Annotated in this window: 17 protein-coding genes; 6 read left to right on the plus strand and 11 right to left on the minus strand. The window is 74.0% G+C overall.

Annotated features, from left to right (window positions below):
- Nucleotides 1-2: 2 nt before the first annotated feature.
- From O7613_RS16845 to mraZ, 4 genes are all read right to left on the minus strand, one after another.
- The gene (locus tag O7613_RS16845) at nt 3-2228 is read right to left on the minus strand and encodes a penicillin-binding protein 2 (RefSeq protein WP_282289262.1); all 2226 of its coding nucleotides are present in this window, start codon (nt 2226-2228) and stop codon (nt 3-5) included.
- Nucleotides 2229-2231: 3 nt separating this feature from the next.
- On the minus strand, nt 2232-2810 hold the full coding sequence (locus O7613_RS16850; RefSeq protein WP_281587451.1) for a hypothetical protein: 579 nt from the start codon (nt 2808-2810) through the stop codon (nt 2232-2234).
- Nucleotides 2807-3865: a 16S rRNA (cytosine(1402)-N(4))-methyltransferase RsmH gene (rsmH, locus tag O7613_RS16855; protein ID WP_348775378.1), complete on the minus strand. Its 1059-nt coding sequence runs from the start codon at nt 3863-3865 to the stop codon at nt 2807-2809. Before rsmH ends, O7613_RS16850 begins: the two co-directional genes overlap by 4 nt.
- Before the next feature lie 205 nt (nt 3866-4070).
- The gene (mraZ, locus tag O7613_RS16860; protein ID WP_073831045.1) at nt 4071-4502 is read right to left on the minus strand and encodes a division/cell wall cluster transcriptional repressor MraZ; all 432 of its coding nucleotides are present in this window, start codon (nt 4500-4502) and stop codon (nt 4071-4073) included.
- Nucleotides 4503-4858: 356 nt separating this feature from the next.
- Here mraZ and O7613_RS16865 point away from each other — a divergent pair, with 356 nt between their 5' ends.
- Genes O7613_RS16865 through O7613_RS16875 form a run of 3 tightly spaced genes read left to right on the plus strand, consistent with a single transcriptional unit; the run spans nt 4859 to nt 7531 of the window.
- Nucleotides 4859-6106, plus strand: coding sequence for a MurT ligase domain-containing protein (locus tag O7613_RS16865; protein WP_281590184.1), 1248 nt, complete (start codon nt 4859-4861; stop codon nt 6104-6106).
- Nucleotides 6096-6818, plus strand: a complete 723-nt coding sequence (locus O7613_RS16870; protein ID WP_281587450.1) for a glutamine amidotransferase — start codon at nt 6096-6098, stop codon at nt 6816-6818. Before O7613_RS16865 ends, O7613_RS16870 begins: the two co-directional genes overlap by 11 nt.
- A complete protein-coding gene (locus O7613_RS16875) occupies nt 6815-7531 on the plus strand; it encodes a VTT domain-containing protein (RefSeq protein WP_282289263.1) in 717 nt (238 codons plus the stop codon). The genes O7613_RS16870 and O7613_RS16875 overlap by 4 nt, the downstream gene beginning before the upstream one ends.
- A gap of 394 nt (nt 7532-7925) precedes the next feature.
- On the opposite strand, the gene leuS is transcribed toward O7613_RS16875, so the two are convergent.
- Nucleotides 7926-10766, minus strand: a complete 2841-nt coding sequence (leuS, locus tag O7613_RS16880) for a leucine--tRNA ligase (RefSeq protein WP_282289264.1) — start codon at nt 10764-10766, stop codon at nt 7926-7928.
- 350 nt (nt 10767-11116) lie between these two features.
- Here leuS and O7613_RS16885 point away from each other — a divergent pair, with 350 nt between their 5' ends.
- Genes O7613_RS16885 through O7613_RS16895 form a run of 3 tightly spaced genes read left to right on the plus strand, consistent with a single transcriptional unit; the run spans nt 11117 to nt 15938 of the window.
- Nucleotides 11117-12169, plus strand: a complete 1053-nt coding sequence (locus O7613_RS16885) for a MoxR family ATPase (protein ID WP_282289265.1) — start codon at nt 11117-11119, stop codon at nt 12167-12169.
- Between the two features lies 1 nt (nt 12170).
- A complete protein-coding gene (locus O7613_RS16890; protein ID WP_281587446.1) occupies nt 12171-13469 on the plus strand; it encodes a DUF58 domain-containing protein in 1299 nt (432 codons plus the stop codon).
- Nucleotides 13470-13484: 15 nt separating this feature from the next.
- A complete protein-coding gene (locus O7613_RS16895; RefSeq protein WP_281587445.1) occupies nt 13485-15938 on the plus strand; it encodes a DUF3488 and transglutaminase-like domain-containing protein in 2454 nt (817 codons plus the stop codon).
- A 122-nt stretch (nt 15939-16060) separates the two neighbouring features.
- On the opposite strand, the gene O7613_RS16900 is transcribed toward O7613_RS16895, so the two are convergent.
- From O7613_RS16900 to O7613_RS16925, 6 genes are all read right to left on the minus strand, one after another.
- Nucleotides 16061-16465 carry a DUF3040 domain-containing protein gene (locus O7613_RS16900; RefSeq protein ID WP_281587444.1) on the minus strand — a complete coding sequence of 135 codons (405 nt, stop codon included), beginning with the start codon at nt 16463-16465 and terminating at the stop codon, nt 16061-16063.
- A gap of 115 nt (nt 16466-16580) precedes the next feature.
- Nucleotides 16581-17843, minus strand: a complete 1263-nt coding sequence (locus O7613_RS16905; RefSeq protein WP_282289266.1) for a DNA polymerase IV — start codon at nt 17841-17843, stop codon at nt 16581-16583.
- 41 nt (nt 17844-17884) lie between these two features.
- Nucleotides 17885-19048, minus strand: a complete 1164-nt coding sequence (locus O7613_RS16910; protein WP_282289267.1) for a nucleotide pyrophosphatase/phosphodiesterase family protein — start codon at nt 19046-19048, stop codon at nt 17885-17887.
- Nucleotides 19045-19794: a methyltransferase domain-containing protein gene (locus O7613_RS16915; RefSeq protein WP_282289268.1), complete on the minus strand. Its 750-nt coding sequence runs from the start codon at nt 19792-19794 to the stop codon at nt 19045-19047. Before O7613_RS16915 ends, O7613_RS16910 begins: the two co-directional genes overlap by 4 nt.
- Nucleotides 19795-19943: 149 nt before the next feature.
- Nucleotides 19944-20126, minus strand: a complete 183-nt coding sequence (locus O7613_RS16920; protein ID WP_281587440.1) for a hypothetical protein — start codon at nt 20124-20126, stop codon at nt 19944-19946.
- Nucleotides 20127-20223: 97 nt separating this feature from the next.
- The gene (locus tag O7613_RS16925; RefSeq protein WP_282289269.1) at nt 20224-23619 is read right to left on the minus strand and encodes an error-prone DNA polymerase; all 3396 of its coding nucleotides are present in this window, start codon (nt 23617-23619) and stop codon (nt 20224-20226) included.
- Nucleotides 23620-23715 lie beyond the last annotated feature (96 nt).

Below are 23715 nucleotides of genomic sequence, written 5' to 3' on the forward strand. Positions count from 1 at the left end.
GCTCAGCGCGGAAAGACCTCGAACTTCGGGGACTTGTCGGTGCGCGACGGCGGCACCCGGTAGTGGCGGAGAGTGAAGCCCATCATCTCGCGGAACGCCGGCGCGGCGACCGCCCCGCCCTCGCCGCCGGGGCTCCAGACGAAGACCGCCACCACGTACCGCGGATTCTCCGCCGGGGCCATCCCGATGAACGAGCCGACGTCGCCCGGCTGCCGCTTGCCGTTGTCGTAGCGCAGGCCGGTGCCGGTCTTGCCGGCCACCCGGTAGCCCGGCACCGCGGCGGCCAGGCCGGTGGCCCGCCCGTCCGGGCCGTCGACGGTGGTGACCGCCTCCAGCATCCTGCGCAGGGCGGCGGCGTTGGCCGGGCTGAGCACCGAGTGGGAGGCCGGGGCCGCGCTCGGGGTCCGTTTGTCGTCCGGCCCGATCGTCTCCTTGATCAGGTGCGGCTGCACGTACGTCCCGTTGTTGGCGATGGCGTTGTACGCGGCGGCCATCTGCAACGGCGTGGCGTCCACGCTGTGCCCGATCGGCACCGACCCGTACGCCGAGCCGCTCCACTCGTCGGCCGGGAGCAGCCGGCCGGACGCCTCGCCGGGCAGGCCCTCGCCGGTCGGCTGGCCCAGCCCGAACCGCTTCTGGTAGTCGATCAGCCGTTCCTTGCCCAACCGGTCGGCGATCTCGATGGTGCCGATGTTGGACGAGAAGGCGAGCATTCCCGGGATGCTCATGACGCGGCCGTTCGCGTGGTGGGTGTCCTCGAACGTGACGCCGCCCCGGACCGTGGTGTTGGCCACCGGGAACGTGGTGTTCGGCGTGATCACGCCCTCCTGGAGCGCCGCGCCGTAGGTGATCGCCTTGTGGATCGAGCCGGGGTCCACCACGAAGCTGGTGGCCGCGTCGTCCCGGTCCGCCGGCGAGTCGACGTTCGTCGGGTCGGCCGCGTCGTACGTGGGCTGGCTGGCCTGGGCCAGCACCTCCCCGGTCGGGACGTCCATGATCACGGCGGCGGCGACGCTGCCCCTGGCCTGGGCCACCTGCTTGGTCAGGATCCGCTGGGTCATGAACTGGAGGTCCCGGTCGATGGTGAGCCGGAGCGAGCTGCCCGGTTGGGGCTTGGTGGTCCGGCTGTAGCCGCCCGGGATGGGCGCGGCCAGGTCGCCCTGGCCCACCTCGTAGGTCCGTTTGCCGGCCACGCCGCGCAGCAGGTCGTCGTACTTCGCCTCCAGCCCCTCCAGGCCGTTCATGTCCGGGCTGACGAAGCCGAGCATGTTGGCGGCCAGGTCGCCGCCGGGCACCTCGCGCCGCTCGTCCCGGTGCACGCCGATGCCGGCCAGGTCGAGCGCCACGATCTGCTTGGCCGTGCCGATCTCGACCCCCCTGGCCAGGTAGACGAACTCCAGGTCTTTGTCGGTGCCGGGCAGCTTGCTCGGCTTCATCCGGTCGGCCAGCTTCGAGGCGGGCACGCCGAGCAGCGGGGAGAGCGCCCGCGCGGTCGCGTCCCGGTCCTCGACCTCGGTCGGGTCGGCGAAGACGTACCGGGCCTCCACGCTGTGCGCCAGCGGCTGGCCGTTGCGGTCGAGGATGGCCCCGCGCGGCGCCGGCAGCTCGACCGTGGCGACCCGCTTGGACAGGCCGCCGTCGGCGTACGCCGGGGCGTTCGCGGTCTGCAGGTAGACCAGGCGGACGCCGATGCTGGCGAACATCGCCAGCGCCAGCACCGTGGCCAGGCGCAGCCGCCGGCGCGGGTCGCCCAGCCGGGGCGGGCGGCGCGGCTTGCGGACCGGCCGGCGGGCCGCCGGCCGGCGCGGGCCGGGCCGGCGCCGCGGCGGCGGGTCCTCCTCGTCGTCCTCGAACGGCTCGCGGGCCGGGCGGGCGGAGACGGTCCGCACCACGCCGGCGCGACCGCCGGTCGTCGGCGCGCGGCGGCCGGCCCGGGCGCTCTCGCCGGCCGCGGCCGGCTCCCGGCGGCCGGCGCGGGTGACCCGGCCGCCGTCGAGGACCTGCAACGCCGGCCGGAACGGGTCGCCGGACCGGCTGCTGCGGGGGGTACGCCGTTGCTCCGCGCCACCCTCGCGGATGGTCCGCCCGCGCGGGGTGTACGCGCGGGCGTCGGAGATCCCCCCGACGCCCGGCTCCCGTGACTCGGACCCGCGCGGCTCGGCCCCACGCGACGAACCGCGCCGGGAGCCCGTGGGGTCCCGGCGCGGTTCGTCCGATCTCGGCGGCATCGCTCAGCCTCCGTTGCCCTGCTGGCCGCCCGCCGTCCCACCCTCCGCGGGGTGCGGGACGCCGATCGTCTCCCCGTCCGGCAGCCGGATGTACGCGGGGTCCGCGGACTCCACCAGGCCCAGCTTGCGGGCGTTGGCGGTGAGGTTGCCGGGCGCCTCCTGGTCGGCGATCTCCTTCTTCAGCTCCTGCTCGTCCACGTCGAGCTTGGCCTGCTGCTGCTGGAGCCGCTCCAGTCGGAAGGCGTTCTCATTGATCTTGGTGTTGACCGCCAGGATGCCGAGCACCCCGCCGACGACGAGCACCAGGATCAGCCCGACGAAGGGCGCCCGCGGCACCCGGATCGGCGGCGGCGGGGCGACCCGCAGCCGCGGCGCCGCCGGCGCGGTGGTCCGGCTGCGTTCGGCCGGACGCAGCGCGGCGCTGCCCTCGGTCGGGTAGTCGCGCGTCCCCCGGGCGCGGGTCCCCTCCCGACCACCGGCCGTCGTCGTGTCTCGCGTGGTGCGCTGCGCCGTGGTCCGGCCCCCCGACCGCGGTGCGCGCTGCCCGACGGCCCCCCGGCCGTCGCGCTTCTCGACGTTCATGTCCCCTCCCCCTCTTCGTCCGTGCCGTTCCCCGGTTGGTGCATCGCCTTCACCCGGCGGCGGTACCGTTCGCGGTCGGTACCCTCCTGCCGGGTCGCCTCCGGATCGAGCCGAACCGCGGCCCGCAGCCGCACCGAGGCGGCCCGCGGATTCGCGGCCACCTCCGCCTCCCCGGGAAGCTCGGCGCCCCGGCTCAACAGCCGGAACGTCGGGCCCGACCCGGGCAGTTCGACCGGGAGGTCGACCGGGCCCTTGCTGCGGACCCGATCGGCGAGCGCCTGCTTGGTGAGCCGGTCCTCCAGCGAGTGGTAGGACAGGACCACCATGCGGCCGCCCACGGTGAGCTTGTCCAGAGCGGCCGGCAGCGCCGTCTCCAGCGCTGCCAGTTCTCTGTTTACCTCGATCCGTAAAGCCTGAAACGTTCTCTTTGCGGGGTGTCCGCCCGTTCGTCGGGCTGGGGCGGGAATGGCCTCCCGCACCAGCTCGGCCAGCCGGGCCGACGACGTGATCCGGGTCCGCTCGCGCTCCCGGATGATCGCCGAGGCGACCTTCCCGGCGAACTTCTCCTCGCCGTACACCCGCAACAGCCGGGCCAGATCCGGATGGGAGTAGGTGTTGACCACCTCCTCGGCGGTCACCCCCCGGGTCTGGTCCATTCGCATGTCCAGCGGCGCGTCCTGCGCGTACGCGAACCCGCGGTCGGGCGCGTCGAGTTGCAGGGACGAGACGCCGAGATCGAACAGCACGCCGTCGATCGCCGGGTAGCCGAGCCGGTCGAGCACCTCGGGCAGCTCGTCGTAGACGGCGTGCTCCAGGTGGACCCGGTCGGCGAACCGGGCCAGGCGGACCCGCGCGTGGGCGAGCGCCTCGGTGTCCCGGTCCAGGCCGATCAGGACCGTGTCCGGGTGTGCCGTGAGCACCGCCTCGGCGTGCCCGGCCAGGCCGAGCGTGGCGTCGACGTGCACGGTCCGGCCGGGGCGGCCCAGCGCGGGGGCCAGCAGCTCGAGACACCGCTCGAGCAGCACCGGCACATGCGTGCCGCGTAGCTCCCCCATGTCGACCCCCACTGCTCGAAACCCGTCTTCGTCCACGTGTCCGTCGTCGCCACGACGCCTCGCCATACCGCCAGATCCCCATCCGCTCCCCGCCCGCCGGAGGCCGCGGCCCTCCGTGTCGGATCGTGCGCCTGGCACCGGGGAAGGGGTGCCAGGAACTCGAAAGCGGCTGGAGATCTCGCAGTACGTCGGGCGCCGTCACGCCCTACAGACCGCCCGGCAGCACCCCCTCCTCGATGTCGGCGAAGTCGTCTTCGCTCTCCGCGAGGTAGGCCTCCCAGGCCGCCCGGTCCCAGATCTCCACCCGGGTGCTCGCCCCGATCACGACCAGATCCCGGTCGAGGGCCGCGTAGGACCGCAGGTGCCCGGGAATCGTGACCCGGCCCTGCTTGTCCGGCACCTCGTCGTGCGCGCTGGCGAAGAAGACCCGGCTGTAGGCCCGGGCCGCCTTGCTCGTCATCGGTTGCGCACGCAACTGGTCGGCGATCCGCTGGAACTCGGGCATCGGGAAGACGTAGAGGCAGCGCTCCTGCCCTTTGGTGATCACGACACCCCCCGCCAGCTCGTCCCGGAACTTGGCCGGCAGGATCAACCGGCCTTTGTCGTCCAGGCGCGGAGTGTGGGTGCCGAGGAACATCGGCCCAACCCCCTCGCCCTGAGCGGCGTTCGCGGCGCCGCTGACCCCCCGGGCCGGTGTGGCCCTCCCGGCCTCACCATCGCGCCCCACTCTACTCCACTTCCCTCCACCTGCAACCAGAATCGCCCGCTCGGCGCGGCGATCCGGCGCGTAAAACCGCACGTCAATGCGGGTGGGGCGGAGTGGAGGGGGTGCACGCCCCCCGCCGACGGTCCGTTACCCGACATCGACCGCCACCGTCCGGGCGAGCGCGCTCCGGCCGTCCACCGTGTCGTCCCCGGCCGAACGGTTCACCGTCGGCGGCGATCTGGCGGCGTCCGTGGTCCGGTAACCTCGCTCGCGTGACGGACGCGAAGATGCCCATGCGGGCAAAGGTGGCAAGCTCCGTGTCGCGCACCGCCGCGGCGCTGTCGCGGGCCGCGGGCCGTGGCGACGGCTCGGTGATCGGCGGCTGGATCGGCCTCAAGATCGACCCGGACCTGCTCGCCCACCTCTCGGCCGGGCGGGCCATCGCCCTGGTGTCCGGCACCAACGGCAAGACCACCACCACCCGGCTCACCGCCGCCGCGGTAGGCGTGCTGGGTCGGGTCGCCTCCAACGCCTTCGGCGCCAACATGCCGACCGGGCACACCTCGGCGCTGGCCAAGGCCGGCAGCACGCCCTACGCCGTGCTGGAGGTGGACGAGCACTACCTCGCCCAGGTGCTGGAGGCGACCGAACCGCACGTGGTGGCGCTGCTCAACCTCTCCCGCGACCAGCTCGACCGGGCCAAGGAGGTCGCCATGATGGCGCAGCTCTGGCGCGCCGCCCTGGTCCGGCACCCGGACGTGCGGGTGGTCGCCAACGCCGACGACCCGATGGTGGTCTGGGCCGCCACCCCGCCGGCCGACCCGGCCCAGGGCCACGTGCCGCCGCACGTCACCTGGTTCAGCGCCGGCCAGCGCTGGCACGACGACTCGTGGGTCTGCCCCGAGTGCGGCTCCACCATCCAGCGTTCCGGCGGGCAGTGGTGGTGCACCGGGTGCCCGCTGCGCCGCCCCGAACCGCAGTGGACGGTCGAGGACGACGGCGTGCTCGACCCCACCGGCGCCTGGCACAAGATCCAGCTCCAACTCCCCGGCAAGGTCAACCTCGGCAACGCGGCCACCGCGCTGGCGGTCGCCGCCGAATTCGGCGTACGCCCGGTGGACGCGGTCTCCCGACTCGGCACGGTCGCCTCGGTGGCCGGCCGGTACGCCCAGGTGCAGCGGGACGGGCGCAACATCCGGCTGCTGCTGGCCAAGAACCCGGCGAGCTGGCTGGAGGCGTTCGACATGGCCGACGTCGCGCCGACACTGCTCTCCATCAACGCGCGCGACCCCGACGGACTGGACACCTCGTGGCTGTTCGACGTCGACTTCTCGCCGCTGGCCGGCCGGCAGGTGCTGATCACCGGCGACCGGGCGTACGACCTCGCGGTACGGCTCGACGTCAACGGCGTGCCGTTCCGGCACGTGCGCACGTTCGACGAGGCGGTCCGCGCGGTGCCGCCCGGCCGGCTGGAGGTCATCGCCAACTACACCGCCTTCCAGGACATCCGAGCGGAGCTGGACCGTGTCAACTGAGAGCCTGCGCATCGTCTGGGTCTACCCCGACCTGCTGTCCACCTACGGCGACCGGGGCAACGCGCTGATCCTGGCCCGCCGGGCCCAGCTGCGCGGCATGCCGGTCGAGGTGCTTGAGGTCCGCTCCGACCAGCGGCTGCCCGCCACCGCCGACATCTACCTGATCGGCGGCGGCGAGGACGGCCCGCAGGCGCTCGGCGCCCAGCGCCTGCACGCCGACGGCGGCCTGCACCGGGCGGTGGCCCAGGGCTCGGTGGTGTTCGGCGTCTGCGCCGGCTACCAACTGCTCGGCACCTCCTTCTTCGCCAAGGGCACCAGGTGCGCCGGCCTGGAACTGCTCGACCTCTCCTCCGACCGGGGTCCGACCCGGGCGGTCGGCGAACTGGCCGGCGAGGTCGACCCGCGGCTGGGCATCCCGCACCTGACCGGCTTCGAGAACCACGGCGGGCGCACCCACCTCGGCCCCGGCGTGTCGCCGCTGGCCCGGGTCACCGCCGGGGTCGGCAACGACGGCGCCACCGAGGGCGCCTGGCGGGGCAAGCTGCTCGGCACCTATTCCCACGGCCCGGCGCTCGCGCGCAACCCCGACCTGGCCGACCTGCTGCTGCGCTGGGCGACCGGCATCCACCAGCTCCCCGCGCTCGACGACACCTGGGCCGACCGGCTCCGGTCCGAGCGCCGCGCCGCGGTCGCCGCCGCCGCCCGGGCATGACCGGCGCCGCCCCACCGGGGCGGCGACCGGTGGTCCGCCGGCTCGCCGGGCTGCTCGGGCAGCCGTCGGCACGCCGGTTCGGGCTGTTGCTCCTGCTGCTCGCCGGCTTCGCGGTGACGCTGCTGCTGGCGCCCCGGCCGGACGCGGCCGACCTGCCCCGGCTCGCCGACGCGCTCGGCGGGTACGCCCCGGTCGCGGCCGTGGTCGGCGGCGCGCTGCTGCTGGTGGCCCTGGTGCCCCGGACGTTCGTCACGCTGGCGTCCGGCGCCATCTTCGGTCCGGTGCAGGGCGCCGCGTACGCGCTGGGCGCGGCGCTGCTCGCGGCGGCGCTCGGCTTCGCGGTCGGCCGCCTGCTGGGCCGTGAGTTCGTGGCCGAGCGGGTCCGCGGCCGGCTGGCCCGGCTCGACGGCTGGTTCGCCCGGCAGAGCGTGTTCGGGGTGATCACCGTACGGCTGCTGCCGATCGCCGGTTTCGGGCTGGTCAGCTACGGCTACGGCACCACCGGCGCCCGGGTGCTGCCGTTCCTCGCCGGCAGCGTGATCGCCTCCGCGCCCACCGCCATCGGTTACGCCGCGATCGGCGCGGCGGTGAGCAGCCCCGGTTCGATCAACTGGTACGCGGCGGCCCCGGCCAGCCTCGGCCTGATCGCCAGCGTGCTGATCATCCACCGCTGGTGGCGGGCCGAACGGCAACGCCGCCTCGGCCCGACCTGACCTGCCGGGCACCGGCGAGCGGCTGACCGGCGGTCGAGGCCGCGCTCGACCTGACCACCTTTCCCCCCACTTCGCCGCACCGCTGAGTCCCGCGATGTCACGTTCCGGTCCGGACCTGCCTCCTCTGTTGCCTACAAACTTGATGGCATAGATGACTCAGCCGCGCGGACGCGCGTGGTTGCCTCCGCACGGACGCCAGGCTGCCTCCGCACGGACGTGGATTGCCATCGCGGAGGAGCGAGTCATTCACGTCATCAAGTTTGTAGGCGCCGCAGACCCCTTTCCGACCCGGCCGGTCCGTCCAGTCCTCGTCGCCGCAGCCGTCCGTCAGCCCTCGACGGCTCGGCCGCCGCCCCGGCCATACCAGCCGGACCGAGCCTCGAAGACGGCGAGGTCAGGCGACGACCGAGACCATCCGTCCCTTCACCACGATCACCTTGCGCGGCTCCTTGCCGGCCAGCGCGCCGGCCACCGCCTCCAGCGCCGCCGCGCGGACCGCGTCCTCGGGCGCGTCGGCCGGCACCTCCACCCGGCCGCGCACCTTGCCGTTGACCTGCACCGGGTAGGTCACCGACTCGGCCACCAGCAGACTCGCGTCGGCCACCGGGAAGTCCGCGTACGCCAGTGAGGTGTCGTGGCCCAGCCGGCGCCACAGTTCCTCGGCGACGTGCGGGGCGAACGGGGCGACCATCAGCACCAGCGGCTCGGCCACCTCGCGCGGCGTCCCGGCCAGCCGGGTCAGGCTGTTGGTCAGCTCGATCAGCTTGGCGATCGCGGTGTTGAACCGGATCCCGTCCATGTCGGCGCGGACCCCGTCGACGACCTTGTGCAGCAGCCGCCGGGTCGCCTCGTCGGCCGGCGCGTCGGTGACCCGCGACCCGCCCGTCTGCTCGTCCACGACGGTGCGCCAGACCCGCTGCAGGAAACGGTACGAGCCGACCACCGCCCGGGTCTCCCACGGGCGGGACACCTCCAGCGGACCCATCGACATCTCGTACACCCGGAACGTGTCGGCGCCGTACGCCGCGCACATCTCGTCCGGGGTGACCACGTTCTTCAGCGACTTGCCCATCTTGCCGTACTCGCGCCGGACCTCGTTCTCGCCGTGGAACCAGCGGCCGTCGACCTCGACGACCTCCTCGGCCGGCACGTAGGCGCCCCGGGCGTCGACGAACGCGTACGCCTGGATCATGCCCTGGTTGAACAGCTTGCGGAACGGCTCGAACGACGAGACGTGCCCCAGGTCGAACAGCACCTTGTGCCAGAAGCGGGCGTACAGCAGGTGCAGCACGGCGTGCTCCTGGCCGCCGACGTACAGGTCGGTGCCGCCGCAGTCGCCGGGTCGCTGCGGGCCCATCCAGTACGCCTCGTTCGCCGGGTCGGCGAACCGCTCCGCGTTGGCCGGGTCCAGGTAGCGCAGCTCGTACCAGCAGGAGCCGGCCCACTGCGGCATCACGTTCGTCTCCCGGGTGTAGCGCTTCGGCCCGTCACCCAGGTCCAACTCCACCTCCACCCAGTCGCGCCGCCGCGACAGCGGGGTCTCCGGGTTGCTGGCGGCGTCCTCCGGGTCGAACGTCTTCGGCGAGAAGTCGTCCACCTCGGGCAGTTCGACCGGCACCATCGACTCCGGCAGCGCGATCGGCGCCCCGGTCTCGTCGTAGACGATCGGGAACGGCTCGCCCCAGTAGCGCTGCCGGGAGAACAGCCAGTCGCGCAGTCGCCAGGTGACCGCGCCCGCGCCGTGCCCGTTCGCCTCCAGCCACTCGATGATCCGCGCCTTGGCCTCGGCCACCCCCAGGCCGTCCAGGTCGATGCCCCGCTCCGGCGCCGCGCTGTTGACCGCCGGGCCGTCGCCGGTGAACGCCTTGCCGTCGAAACCCTCCGGCGGGGCCACGGTGCGCACGATCGGCAGGTCGAAGACCTCCGCGAAGGCCCAGTCCCGCTCGTCCTGGGCGGGCACCGCCATGATCGCCCCGGTGCCGTAGCCGGCCAGCACGTAGTCGGCGACGAAGATCGGGATCCGCCCGCCGGTCACCGGGTTGGTCGCGTACGCGCCGACGAAGACGCCAGTCTTCTCCTTGCTGTCCGCCTGCCGCTCGACGTCCGTCCTGGCCGCGGCGGTCTTGCGGTACGCCTCGACGGCCTCGCGCGGGCTGCCGTGCCCACCGGTCCAGGCGTCCTTCGTCCCCTCCGGCCAGGCGGCCGGCACCAGCACGTCGACCAGCTCGTGCTCGGGCGCCAGCACCATGTAGGTGGCGCCGAAGATCGTGTCCGGGCGGGTCGTGAACACCCGCGCCGGGGCGGCGTCGGTCGGAAAGTCGATGTGCGCGCCGGTGGACCGGCCGATCCAGTTGCGCTGCTGCAGCTTGATCGGCTCCGGCCAGTCCAGCGTGTCCAGGTCGTCCAGCAGCCGGTCGCCGTACGCGGTGATCCGCATCATCCACTGCTTCAGGTTGCGCTTGAAGACCGGGAAGTTGCCCCGCTCGGAGCGACCGTCGGCGGTGACCTCCTCGTTGGCCAGCACGGTGCCCAGGCCCGGGCACCAGTTCACCGGCGCCTCCGAGACGTACGCCAGCCGGTGGTCGTCGACGACGCGGCGGCGCTCGGCCACGGTCAGCTCGGCCCACGGACGGCCGTCCGGGGTGGGACGGTTCCCGCCCTCGAACTCGGCGATCAGCTCGGCGACCGGCCGGGCCTTCTTCGCGTCCGTGTCGTACCAGGAGTTGAAGATCTGCAGGAAGATCCACTGCGTCCAGCGGTAGAAGTCGGTGTCGATGGTCGCGACCGAACGCCGCTCGTCGTGGCCCAGCCCCAGCCGGCGCAGCTGCGCCTTGAAGACCCCGATGTTGGCGACGGTGGTGGTCCGCGGGTGGGTGCCGGTCTGCACCGCGTACTGCTCGGCGGGCAGGCCGAAGGCGTCGAAGCCCATCGCGTGCAGCACGTTGCGCCCGGACATCCGCTGGTAGCGGGCGTAGCAGTCGGTGCCGATGTAGCCCAGCGGGTGGCCGACGTGCAGGCCGGCGCCGGACGGGTAGGGGAACATGTCAAGCACGTACAGCTTCTCGGCGCCCGCGCGGGGGTGGTCCGGATCGGCCAGCGGGCCGGTCGGGTTCGGCGCGTGGAAGGTGCCCTCCCGGGCCCAGGTCTCCTGCCAACGGTGCTCGATCTCGTCGGCCAGGGCGGCGGTGTACCGGAACGGGGGGATGTCGGTGGCCGGTGCGGCTGCCTCACTCATGGCGTCTCCTCGGCGCGTTCGTCTCGGGTGGTGGGAGGTCTGCTGCGGGCACAAAAAAGCCCCTCGCACAGGAGGGGCGGCCGTGCTGTCGCGCGTTCAGCGCATCAGCACGGCTCGGTAAGAAGCAGGAACACTCCGGCCATGCCCGGCAGTGTACCCCGATCCCCCGTCCGGCGAATATTCCGGGTGTAACCGACCGACCACCTGCGGGAGTCGGCGTTGACGAGAAACATGGTTAGCCTGAGAGGCCAGTGAGATGCGTGCGGCAGACGAGGCTCGGCGTCGCGAACCCAACGGCGGGTCCAGGTGCTCTATACAGAGCTGCCGTTCCGGCGACGAGGAGGAGGCCCGTGACACAACAGACCTGGGACGAGGTGGGCGGTCTGCTGCCGCACGACGAGTTCCGTGCCGCCAGCGAAGCCGTCGTGGCCAACATCGAGCAGGTCATCGCGGGCAAGACGGCCACCGTCCGGCTCGCCCTGGCGGTGCTGCTGGCCGAGGGCCACCTCCTCATCGAAGACGTTCCCGGCGTCGGCAAGACCAAGCTCGCCAAGGCGATGGCCCGCTCCATCGACTGCTCGGTCCGCCGCATCCAGTTCACCCCCGACCTCCTGCCCAGCGACGTCACCGGTGTGAGCGTCTACAACCAGGAGACCCACGACTTCGAGTTCCGCCCGGGCGCGGTCTTCGCCAACCTGGTGGTCGGCGACGAGATCAACCGGGCCTCGCCGAAGACCCAGTCGGCCCTGCTCGAGTGCATGGAGGAACGGCAGGTCACCGTCGACGGGGTGACCTACCAGCTCCAGACCCCGTTCATGGTGATCGCGACGCAGAACCCGATCGAGATGGAGGGGACCTACCCGCTGCCCGAGGCGCAGCGGGACCGGTTCACCGCCCGCATCGCGATGGGCTACCCGGACCCGAGCGCCGAGCTGGCCATGCTCGACGGGCACGGCGCCACCGACCCGCTGCCGGCGCTGCGGCCGGTCGCCGACGCGGCCACCGTGCGCCGGCTGATCGGCCACGTCCGTCAGGTGCACGTCGCCGACGCCGTCAAGCAGTACGCCATCGACCTGGTGACCGCCACCCGCGAGGCGCCCGACCTGCGACTCGGCGCGTCCCCGCGGGCCACCCTGCAACTGCTGCGCACGGCCCGCGCGGTGGCCGCCCTGGAGGGCCGCGACTACGTCCTTCCGGACGACCTCCAGACCCTGGCGGTGCCGGTGCTGGCGCACCGCATCATCCCGACCGCGGACGCGCAGCTGGCCCGGCGTACCACCGACGCGATCGTGGCCGAACTGGTGCACCGCCTGCCGCTGCCGCACGACCGGCAGCGTTCCCCGTACGACACCCGGCCCGGGAGCGGCAACGGCCGCGGGCCGTACGAGCCGCGGAGGCCGTGACGTGCGTGACGGCCTGCGCGGGCTGACCACCCGCGGCCGCTCCTTCCTGGCGGCGGCGGTCGCCGCCGCGATCTCCGCCGGCATCCTCGGCGAGAAGGACCTGCTCCGGGTGGCCGTCCTGCTCGCCGTCCTGCCGCTGCTCGCCGCCGCGTACGTCGGGCGCAGCCGCTACAAGCTGGCCTGCAACCGCACGCTCGAACCGCACCGGGTGCCGGTCGGGGCCAGTTCCCGGGTGGTGCTGCGGCTGCAGAACCTGTCCCGCCTGCCCACCGGCACGCTGCTGCTGGAGGACCGCCTGCCGTACGCGCTTGGGAGCCGGCCCCGGGTGGTGCTGGAGCGACTCGGCGCGCACCAGGCCAGCTCGGTGGCGTACACGGTCCGCGCGGACGTGCGGGGCCGCTACGACGTGGGTCCGCTGGTGATCCGGCTGACCGACCCGTTCGGGCTGTGCGAGCTGACCCGGTCCTTCCCCAGCACCGACCACCTCACCGTGATCCCGCAGGTCACCCCGCTGCCCGCGGTGCGGTTGCCGGGTGAGTACGCCGGCAGCGGCGACAGCCGCGCGCGTTCGGTGGCGGTGCACGGCGAGGACGACGCCGCCACCCGGGAATACCGGATGGGCGACGACCTGCGCCGGGTGCACTGGAAGTCGACCGCCCGCACCGGCGAGCTGATGGTGCGCCGCGAGGAACAGCCGTGGGAGAGCCGGGCGACAGTGGTGCTCGACACCCGGGCCGCCGGCCACCGGGGCGAGGGCCCGACGGCCAGCTTCGAGTGGGCCGTCTCCGCCGCCGCCAGCATCGCCGTGCACCTGCGTCAGGCCGGCTACAAGCTGCGCCTGGTCACCGGCGCCGGCACCGACGTCGGCGCCACCGAGGCCGGCGGCGACGGGTTGCTCCTCGACCACCTGGCCGAGGTGCACCTCGACCGGCGGGGCGAGATCACCACGCTGGTGCAGCAGGTTCGGCAGCGGGCCGACGGCGGCCTGATCATCGCGCTCCTCGGCACGCTCGGCGACGCCGAGGCGGAGCTGCTGGCCGGGCTGCGTGGCAACGGCGCCACCTGCGTGGCGTTCCTGCTCGACAGCAACACCTGGCTGAACCTGCCGCCGAAGGCACGGGCCGAGGCGGAGCGGGCACACGGCAGCTCCGCGCTCGCCCTGCTGCAGAGCGGCTGGCGGGTGATCGGGGTGGAGCACGGCAACCGGCTGCCGGCGCTGTGGCCGCAGGCCGGCCGCGGTTCCCAGGGCTTCGCCCTGCGGGCGGCGCTGGCCGAGACGGTCGCCGGCGGCATGCGATAACCGAGAGGTGGTCAGGTGACCCCGCACCGCAACATCGGCTTCGTCGCCGCGGCGGCGACCCTGCTGTCGGCGGCCCCGCTGTCGGCGATCTTCGAACGCTGGACGTGGCTGGTCCAGGCGGCCATCGTGGTCTCCGTGGTGGCCGGCGCGGCGGCGCTGAGCCGGCTGGGCCGGGCCCCGCTGTGGGGTCAGCTGCTGGCCATGCTGGGTGGCCTGACCCTGGGCCTGACGTGGGTCTTCCCGGGTGGCACCGAGGTGTTCGCGTTCGTGCCCACCCCGGCCACGTTCGTCCACTTCGGTGACCTGCTCTCGTCCTCGCTCGAGGACATGCGCACGTACGGCGTCGAGGTGCCCGACGTCGACTCGCTGCTCTTCCTGGCCGTGCTCGGTATCGGCGCGGTGGCCGTGGTGGTGGACGTGCTCGCGGTCGGGCTGCGCCGGCCGGCGCTGGCCGGGCTGCCGATGCTGGCCATCTACTCGGTGCCGGTGGCGGTCTACGTGGACAGCGTCCCCGCCACCCCGTTCGTGGTGGGCGCCGCCGGCTACCTGTGGCTGTTGGTCACCGACAACGTCGACCGGGTGCGCCGGTTCGGTCGCCGGTTCACCGGCGAGGGGCGTGACGTCGACGTCTGGGAGGCGTCGCCGTTGGCCGCGGCCGGCCGCCGGCTGGCCGTGGTCGGGGTGGCGGTGGCGGTGGCGGTGCCGCTGGCCGTACCGGGGATGACCGGCGGCCTGATGAGCACCGTCGGCGCCGGCAACGGCGACGGCAACGGCCGGCCCGGTCAGGGCGGCAGCCCGGGCCGGGTCGACCTGTTCGCCGCGCTCAGCGGTCAGCTCAACCAGAGCGAGCGGTTCGACCTGGTCAAGGTCACCACCAACGAGCCCGACCCGTTCTATCTGCGCCTCGGCGTGGTGGACGACCTGCGGCCGAACGGCTTCCAGGCGCGGGTGCCCACCGGCCGGGCGGTCACCCGTGGCCTGCCCGACCCGGGCGAGCGCGCGCCCCGCGGGGTCGAGCAGCAGCGCTACCGGGCCACCGTCGAGGTGACCAAGAACCTGAACATGCCGCTGTTGCCGGTCTACGCCGAGCCGGTCGACACCGACGACCTCAGCAACTACTGGCTGTACGACCCGAACCAGCAGGTCGTGTTCTCCAACCGGGAGAACGCCCGGGGCAAGCGCTACTCCTTCGACTACGTGCGGTCGACGTTCAGCCCGTCGGCGCTGCGCGCCGCGCCGTCCCTCCCCTCGGACAGCCGGATCATGACGCTGCAGACCGCCAGGCCGTCCGTGCCGGCCGTCGAGCGGCTGGTCAAGCAGTTGGTCAAGGGCAAGCAGACCGACTACGACAAGGTGCGGGCGGTCTACGACTACTTCTCGGTGGAGAACGGCTTCACCTACGCGCTGTCCACCCGCAACGGCAGCAGCGGGGATGACATCACCGACTTCCTCGCCACCAAGGTGGGTTACTGCCAGCAGTACGCCGCGGCGATGGCCTGGCTGGTCCGGGAGGCCGGCGTACCGGCCCGGGTGGCGGTCGGGTTCACCAACGGCAGCAACGTCGACGGCGGTACCTACGTGCTCACCAACCAGAACCTGCACGCCTGGACCGAGGTCTACTTCGGCGGCATCGGCTGGGTGCCGTTCGACGCCACGCCGGCGGCGAGCATCCCGGGTGCGGTCCGGTCGTCCTGGGCGCCGGACACGAACGCCCCGGAGGAGAACGCCCCCGCGCCCGGCAGCAGCGCCGCACCCGGTGGGGTCGACCCGTCCGCCGGCCCGAACGAGCCGGACCGCCTGGACAAGGACGCCGACCAGGGTCTGGCGCTCGGCGAGAGCGGGCCGACCCGGCGGGCGCCGGTCTGGCCGTGGTGGCTGGCCGGGGCGCTCGCCCTGCTGGCGTTGCTCGCCGTACCGGCCCTGCGCCGCTCGGCGCTTCGCCGCCGGCGCCGGGTCCGGGCGACCGTGCCGGCGGCCACCGCCGTGACCGTGCCCGGGCAGCGGGGCGAGACCCGCGAGGTGGTGGTCGGGGTGGACGCCGAGGCGGCCCGCGCCGACGCGCACGCCGTCTGGGACGAGTTGCTGGACACGCTTGTCGACTTCCACGTCCCGGTGGACGGCACGGAGACCCCGCGGGCGACCGCGGAGCGGTTGGCCCGGGAGGCGCTTGTCGAGGACGCGGGCGCGGCCACCGGGGTACGACTGCTGGGCCGGGCCGAGGAGCGGGCCCGCTACGCCCGGGACCCGCTGACCGGCGCGGAGTTGCAGCCGGCGCTGCGGACGGTACGCGGGGCTCTCGCGGCCGGCGCGAGCCGGCGGACCCGGCTGCTGGCGGCGGTGCTGCCGCCGTCGGTGCTGATCCGGTGGCGGACCGCCCTGGCCGAGCGGTCGGCCCGCTTGGTCATCACCACCGGTCAGGTACGGCAGCGGCTGCTGCGCTGGAATCCCCGTCGCCTGCTGGCCCGCTGACCCACCCCCCAGTGAATCAGGGGAGGACGGGGAGGGGACGGGAGGGCGCGCGGGGAGTGCGCCTGCCGGCACACGCCGGCAGGCGTCCGTCGCGGCCCGCCTCGGTCAGCGGTGGATCGCGGTCAGCGGTGGCCCTCCGGGCGCTGCCGCCAACGGTCCTCCATCCGGTCGAGGAAGGAGCCCCGACGGCCGCCGCTGCTGCGGCCACGGGGACGACGCCGGCTTGTCGTTGTGCCGCCCACCACGTGCAGGTCGGGCGTCTGGGACCGGCGGTGCGACTGCACCGCGTAGCCCGACGAGGCCAGCATGACGACGAAGCCCGCCACGGCCACCGCAGGAATCTTGATCACGACCCCGTAGATCAACAGGGCCAGACCAACGACGACCACGCCGGCAGCGACGAGCACGCGACGCCGCGCGTGGAAACGCGGGTCGCTGGCGCGCACAGCCGAGGCGAACTTGGGATCCTCGGCAAGCGACTGCTCGATCTGCTCGAACAGCCGCTGCTCGTGCTCCGAGAGCGGCACGGCACTCCTCCCCGGTCACGTTGGTCGGCCCGGTCGGGCCGACAGACCGTGGCAGCCAACCGGCTGCTTACCCGCAAGTCTACGAGGGTGCTCGCGCGTCGGAAAGCGGGACGACCTACGGCCGGGTCGGTTTTTCGACTCGGTGCTTATCACGCCGCCCGAGAAGACTGGCCGGACCTATGACGGATCGCCCGAAACGGGCAGCCGCCGCGTCGGCCGCCGCCTCCGCCTCCCGCCAGCCGCGCTCCGGCGCACCCAGGGTGAGCTGCTGTGGTGTCTCCTCCGCCACGGCGAGCCCTTCCATCCGCACGCCCACCAGGCGAACCGGCTCGCGCGGGGCGAGAACGCCCCAGAGCGCCCAGGCCGTGTCGAACATCTCGCGGGCCGTGTCGGTCGGCACGGCGAGGGTGCGGGAGCGGCTCACCGTGCGGAAGTCGGCGAACCGGACCTTCAGCGACACCGTGCGCCCCACCTGCCCGGCCGCCCGCAGCCGGGTGCCGGCCTTGTCGGCGAGGGCGAGCAGGGCCCGCCGGATCTCCACCGGGTCGGTGACGTCGGTGTCGAACGTGACCTCCGCGCCGATCGACTTCTCCACCTGTTCCGGGGACACCCCGCGCGGATCCCGCCCCCAGGCCAGCTCGTGCAGGTGCGTGGCGGACGCCTCGCCCACCGCCCGGCGCAGCAGGCCGGGCGGCGCCTCGGCCAGGTCACGCACGGTGCGCAGGCCGAGCCGGCGCAGCGCGTCCGCCGACCGCTCCCCCACCCCCCACAGCGCCGACACCGGCAGCGGGTGCAGGAACTCCAGCACCTGGTCGGCGGGCACCACGAGCAGGCCGTCCGGTTTGGCCCGGGTGGAACCGAGCTTCGCCACGAACTTGCTCGGCCCGACGCCGACCGAACACGTCAGCCGCTGTTCCTCGGCCACCCGGCGACGGATCAGCGCGGCGATCGCCGCCGGCGGGCCGAACAGCCGCCGGGCGCCCGCCACGTCGAGGAACGCCTCGTCCAGCGAGAGCGGCTCGACGAGCGGCGTGACGTCCCGGAAGATCCGCATCACCGCGCGGGACGCCTCCGAGTAGGCGCCGAAGTCGGGCGGCAGGTAGACCGCGCCCGGGCAGAGCGCGCGGGCGCGGGCGGTGGGCATGGCGCTGCGTACGCCGAACTGTCGGGCCTCGTAGCTGGCCGAGCTGACCACCCCGCGCGGACCGACACCACCCACCACCACCGGCCGACCGCGCAGCTCGGGACGGCGACGCACCTCGACCGAGGCGAAGAACGCGTCCATGTCGACGTGCAGGATCGGGCAGCCGGTGTCGTCGGCGTCCGGCCCGAAGCGCGGGTCTCCGCCGCCCCGCGGCAATGACTGGCTGCGCCCCATGCCCCGCAGGCTAACCCGCCGGTCCGACAACGACCCGGCGGTCAGCCCCGGACCACGAGCAGCGGAACGGTCATCTCCGCGGCGGTGTCCGCCCCGTGGTACGCCACCAGCCGCGACGCCATCGGCGGCTCCGAGCGGGTGGCGACCACCGCGTACGTGTCCCGGCAGACCACCACCACGTCGCCGATCCGGGCCAGGTGCGCCTCGGGCACCGCCCCGAACCAGCCGGTGGCCACCGCTTCGGCGCGGGTCAGCACGTCCGCCGCGCCGTCGAGCACCGCCGTCCAGGCGGCCACCACGTCGGCCTCGGCGCCCGGCTCGGTGTGCAGGTAGCGGACCCGGGGCTCGCCGGCCACCACCCGCACCCCGGCCCGCAGCCGGGGATCGGCGTCCAGGTCGAACCGGTGCCCGGCCGGCACGTCGAGCTGGCCGTGGTCGGCGGTGACCAGCAGCGCGGCGTCCGGCGGCAGTCCGTCCACCAGCCGGGCCAGCAACGCGTCCACCTCGGCGGCGGCGGTCCGCCACGGTACGGAGTCGACGCCGCTGAGGTGCCCGTGCCGGTCGAGGTCGGGGTGGTAGCCGGAGACCAGGGTGGGACCGGCGCCGGCGGCCAACGCGGTGAGCATCCGCGCGGCGAGCGCGTCGACCCCGGTCGCGCCCCGGTAGTCGCCGCCCCGGTTGGCGGCCAGGGTGAGACCGCTACCGGCGAACTCGGGCCGGCTCACCACGGTCACCGCCACGCCTGCCGCGCGGGCCCGCTCGTACCAGGTGGGCACCGGCTGCCAGCGGGACGGGTCGGGGTCGCCGGCCCAGTCGACGTGGGTGAGCACCCGGTCGGTGCCGGGCACCCGGACGGTGAAGCCGAGCACCCCGTGCGCGCCCGGCGGCACGCCGGTGCCGAGGCCGACCAGGCTGGTCGGGGTGGTGGACGGGAAACCCGCGGTGAGCGGGACGCCGGTGGCGGCGGCCAGCCCGGCCAGCGTCGGCGCGTACCGGGCGGCGGTGGGGATCTGGTACCAGCCGAGCCCGTCGACCAGGAGCACGGCGATCCGGCGTACCCCGGCCAGCCGGGGGGCCAGGCCGAGCCGGTCGACCGCGCCGGGCACCCCGAGCAGCGCCAGCGCGCTGGGCAGCACGTCGACCAGGCTGCCACCGTCGTAGCGGGGCGCGACCCGGTCGAGCGGACCCGGCGCCGGGCCGGTCATGCCGGGCGGCGGGCGAACAGGTGCAACTGGGCGGCGAGGTCCCGGTACGGCAGCTTCGCCGCCAGGGCGCACTCCAGGTCCAGCAGGGCGGCCGGTTGACCGTCCGCCACGGCCGCCGGGAGCAGGTCGGCGAGCACGCGTACGCCGTGGATCTCCTCGACGACGAGCCCGGCGGCGGTGAGCAGCGCGCCCGCGCCGTCGGCGTCGTAGCGACGGCGCAGGGTGTCCCGGCCGCCGGCGGTGCCCTGCGGGTCGGCGGCGAGCGCGACGGCGGCGTCGAGCTGACCGTTGATCGCCCGGCCGAGCACGGCGGCGGCCCGCGCGGCGACGAGCACACTCGCCGCGCCACCCGGGCGCAGCGCGGCGGCCAGCGCCGCGGTCACCGGCTCCGGGTCGTCGACCACCTCCAGGACGGAGTGGCAGAGCACCAGGTCCACCGCGGCCGGTTCGACAAGCCCGGCGAGCGCGTCGGCGTCGCCCTGCGTGGCGCGTACCCGATCGGCGACCCCGGCCTCGGCGGCCCGGCGGGTCAGCGCGGCGAGCGCGTCGGGACTGGCGTCGACCACGGTGACCTGGTGGCCGGCCTCGGCGAGCGGCACGGCGAAGCCGCCGGTCCCGCCGCCGACGTCGAGCACGGAGAGTCGTTCGCCGGCCCGCCGGTCCAGCTCGGCCCGGAGCACCGTCCAGATCACGGCGGTGCGGGGGGTGAGGGTTCGGGTCTGCTCCACGCCGCCGAGCCTAGCCATGGCCAAACGCACCGAACGCAGTGAGGGCCGTGCGGCCATGGCCAGTAGGACCAGCCATGGCCAAACGCACCGAACGCAGTGAGGGCCGTGCGGCCATGGCCAGTAGGACCAGCCATGGCCATCAGGGCCGGTCACCCCCCGGCCCGGGGTCAGGACTCGCCGCCGCCGGCCGGGTCCTCCTCGGCGCCGCGGGAGCGCTGCGCGTTGGCCACCGGGCCGTCGGTCACCTGGTGCTCGCGCGGCTCGATCTCGTGGGTGGGCGCCCAACCGGCGCCCAGGCGGGTCCGTCGGGCGTTGGCCACGCCACCGGGGTACGTGCGCTGAAAGGTCATCTGGTCATCCCCCATACCCGGGTGGGCCGCTCTGCCCACCCGTGTCCGGGAGTCTCCCGCGTCCGGCCCCGGGAAACCGTAATGTGGATCACTACGGTCAACGGAAATCCCGGGACGCCGGCGTGACGGGCGGCTCGATCGCGTCCAGCCGGTCCGCGGTGAGGTTCGTGACGCCCTCGTGCCGCTGCAACCGGCCCCGCACCACAAGTGCTCCGCTGGTGCGGGCGACTCGACGGTATCTCTGCCACAACCCCGGGGAGCAAGTGACATTGAGCATCCCGGTCTCGTCCTCCAGGTTGAGGAACGTGACCCCGCCGGCGGTCGCCGGCCGCTGCCGGTGGGTGACGATCCCACCGACCCGGATCCGCTGCCCCGGCGGCACCTGACCGAGCCGGGCGATCGGCACCGCGCCCAGCGCGTCGAGCCGGTCCCGGATGAACCGGGCCGGGTGGCTCTCCGGGGACAGGCCGGTGGCCCAGACGTCGGCGACCAGCCGGTCCACCGCCGCCATGCCGGGCAGGGTGGGCGGGTCGGCGCCGGTCACCGTGCCGGGCAGCCGGCCGGGCCGGTCCTGCGCCGCCGCGCCGGCGGCCCAGAGGGCCTGCCGCCGGGTCAACCCGAAACAGGCGAAGGCGTCCGCGGTGGCCAGCGCCTCCAGCTGCGCGGCGGTGAGACCGACGCGGCGGGCCAGGTCCGGCATGTCCCGGTACGCCCCGTGCGCCGTCCGCTCCGTCTCGATCCGCTCGGCCACGTCCTCGCCGAGGGTACGGACGCTGCCCAACCCGAGGCGGACCGCCGGACCGCCCAGCCCCCAGGCGTGCGGCGGCTCCCCGGGCAGGCTGCCCCAGCGGGTCTGCGGCGTCGACTCCAGCACCGCCTTGGCGCCGCTGGCGTTGATGTCCGGCCGGCGCACCTCCACGCCGTGCCGGCGGGCGTCCTCGGCGAGCGTCTGCGGTGAGTAGAAGCCCATCGGCTGGGCGTTGAGCAGCGCGGCCAGGAACGGGCCCGGGTGGTAGCGCTTGAGCCACGAGCTGGCGTACACCAGGTAGGCGAAGCTCATCGCGTGGCTCTCCGGGAAGCCGTAGCTGGCGAACGCGGTGAGCTTGCGGTAGACGTCGTCGGCCAGCTCACCGGTGATGCCCCGCTCGGCCATTCCGGCGTAGAGCCGGTCGGCGATCTGCGCCATCCGCTCCACCGAGCGTTTCGCCCCCATGGCCCGGCGCAACTGGTCGGCCCCGGCCGCGTCGAACCCGGCCAGGTCGATGGCGAGCTGCATGAGCTGCTCCTGGAACAGCGGCACGCCGAGCGTCTTCTCCAACGCGTTGCGCATCAGCGGGTGCGCGTACGTCACCGGCTCCTGGCCGTTCTTGCGCCTGATGTACGGGTGCACCGAGCCGCCCTGGATCGGGCCGGGACGGATCAACGCCACCTCCACCACCAGGTCGTAGAACTCGCGGGGCCGGAGCCGGGGCAGGGTCGCCATCTGCGCCCGGCTCTCCACCTGGAACACACCCACCGAGTCGGCCCGGCAGAGCATGTCGTAGACCTCGGGGTCGTCGAGCGTCATCCCGCCCAGGTCCAGGCTGGCTCCGATCAGGTCGTAGCCGTAGTGCAGCGCCGACAGCATGCCGAGGCCGAGCAGGTCGAACTTGACCAGGCCGACGGCCGCGCAGTCGTCCTTGTCCCACTGGAGCACGCTGCGGCCGGGCATCCGGCCCCACTCCACCGGGCACACCTCGATCACCGGCCGGTCGCAGATCACCATGCCGCCGGAGTGGATGCCCAGGTGCCGGGGAAACGTCTGCAACTCGTTCGCGTACGCGACCACCTGCTCGGGGATGTCCGCCACGTCGACCGCGGCGACCGAGCCCCACCTGTCGATCTGCTTGCTCCAGGCGTCCTGCTGGCCGGGCGAGAAACCGAACGCCTTGGCCACGTCCCGCACCGCCGACCGCGGCCGGTACGAGATGACGTTGGCGACCTGGGCGGTGTGCTCCCGGCCGTAGCGGGCGTACACGTGCTGGATCACCTCCTCCCGGCGGTCGGACTCGATGTCCACGTCGATGTCGGGCGGTCCGTCCCGTTCCGGGGCGAGGAAGCGCTCGAACAGCAGCCGGTGCCGGACCGCGTCCACGTTGGTGATGCGCAGCGCGTAGCAGACCGCCGAGTTGGCCGCCGACCCCCGGCCCTGGCAGTAGATGTCCTGCTCGCGGCAGAACATGACGATGTCGTAGACCACCAGGAAGTAGCCGGGGAAGCCCAGCTCGTCGATCATCCGCAGCTCGTGCTCCAGTTGCGCGTACGCCTCCGGGTGCGCCTCGGGCGGGCCGTAGCGCTCCCGGGCGCCGTCCATGGTCAGCTTGCGCAGCCAGCTCATCTCGGTGTGCCCGGCCGGCACCGGGTACGCCGGCAACTGCGGCGCGACCAGGTGCAGGTCGAACGCGAGTTCCGCGCCGAACTCGGCGGCCCGCGCCACCGCCCCCGGGTACGCGGCGAAGCGCGCCGCCATCTCCGCGCCGCTGCGCAGGTGGGCGGTCGCCGCGGCGGGCAGCCACCCGTCGATCTCGTCGAGGCTGCGCCGGGCCCGGACCGCGGCCACGGTGGTGGCCAGCCGACGCCGGCCCGGGGTGGCGTAGTGCACGTTGTTGGTGGCCACCGTGGGCAGCCCGGCCGCCGCGGCCAGGTCGGCGAGCGCGTCGTTGCGGTCGGCGTCCACCGGGTGACCGTGGTCGGTCAGCTCCACCGCCACCGTCTCCGCGCCGAACAGCGCGGTGAGCCGGTCCAGCTCCCGGGCCGCCGCGTCGACCCCGTCGGCGAGCAGCGTGGCCGGCACGTGCCCCTTGCGGCAGCCGGTGAGCACCAGCACGTGGTCGCGCAGCTCCTCGGCGATCTGCTCCAGCTCGCCGTAGACCGGGCGGCCCTTCTCCCCGCCGCGTAACTGGGCCCGGGAGACGGTGGCGGCGAGACGCGCGTACCCCTCATGCCCGTGCGCGAGCACCAGCAGATGCCGGCCGAGCGGGTCGGGCTCGCCGTTCTGCGGACCGGGCAGCCCGAGGGACAGTTCCGCCCCGAAGATCGTCGGCAGCCGCAGCGCGCGGGCCGCCTCGGCGAAGCGCACCACGCCGTAGAAGCCGTCGTGGTCGGTGACGGCGAGCGCGGTGAGCCCCAGCCGGGCGGCCTCCTCGGCCATCTCCTCCGGGTGGCTGGCCCCGTCGAGGAAGCTGAAGTTGGAGTGCGCGTGCAGCTCCGCGTAGGGCACCGCGTCGTCCGGGCGGGCCAGCTCCGGCGGCCGGTATTCCTGGCGCTTGCGACTCCAGGCCGGCGAGTCACCGCCGTCGGCGTCGACCGCGAGCGGGTCGACCACGTGCAGGTGGCGCTCACCGTCGGCCCGCCCACCCTCGGCCCGCCCACCGTCGGCCCGCCCACCCTCGGCCCGCCCGGAGAGCACCTGCTCCAGCTTCGACCAGGGCATCCTCGGATTGTGGAAGCTCACGCCGCGCTCCCCCACCCGGCGCCCGCCGAGATCTTGGAAGATTTCGGCCCCCCGAGGGGCCACGAGCTTCCAAGATCTTCCCTGCCGGCCCGCCGC

Source organism: Micromonospora sp. WMMD975, from assembly GCF_029581215.1.
Taxonomy (GTDB): domain Bacteria; phylum Actinomycetota; class Actinomycetes; order Mycobacteriales; family Micromonosporaceae; genus Micromonospora.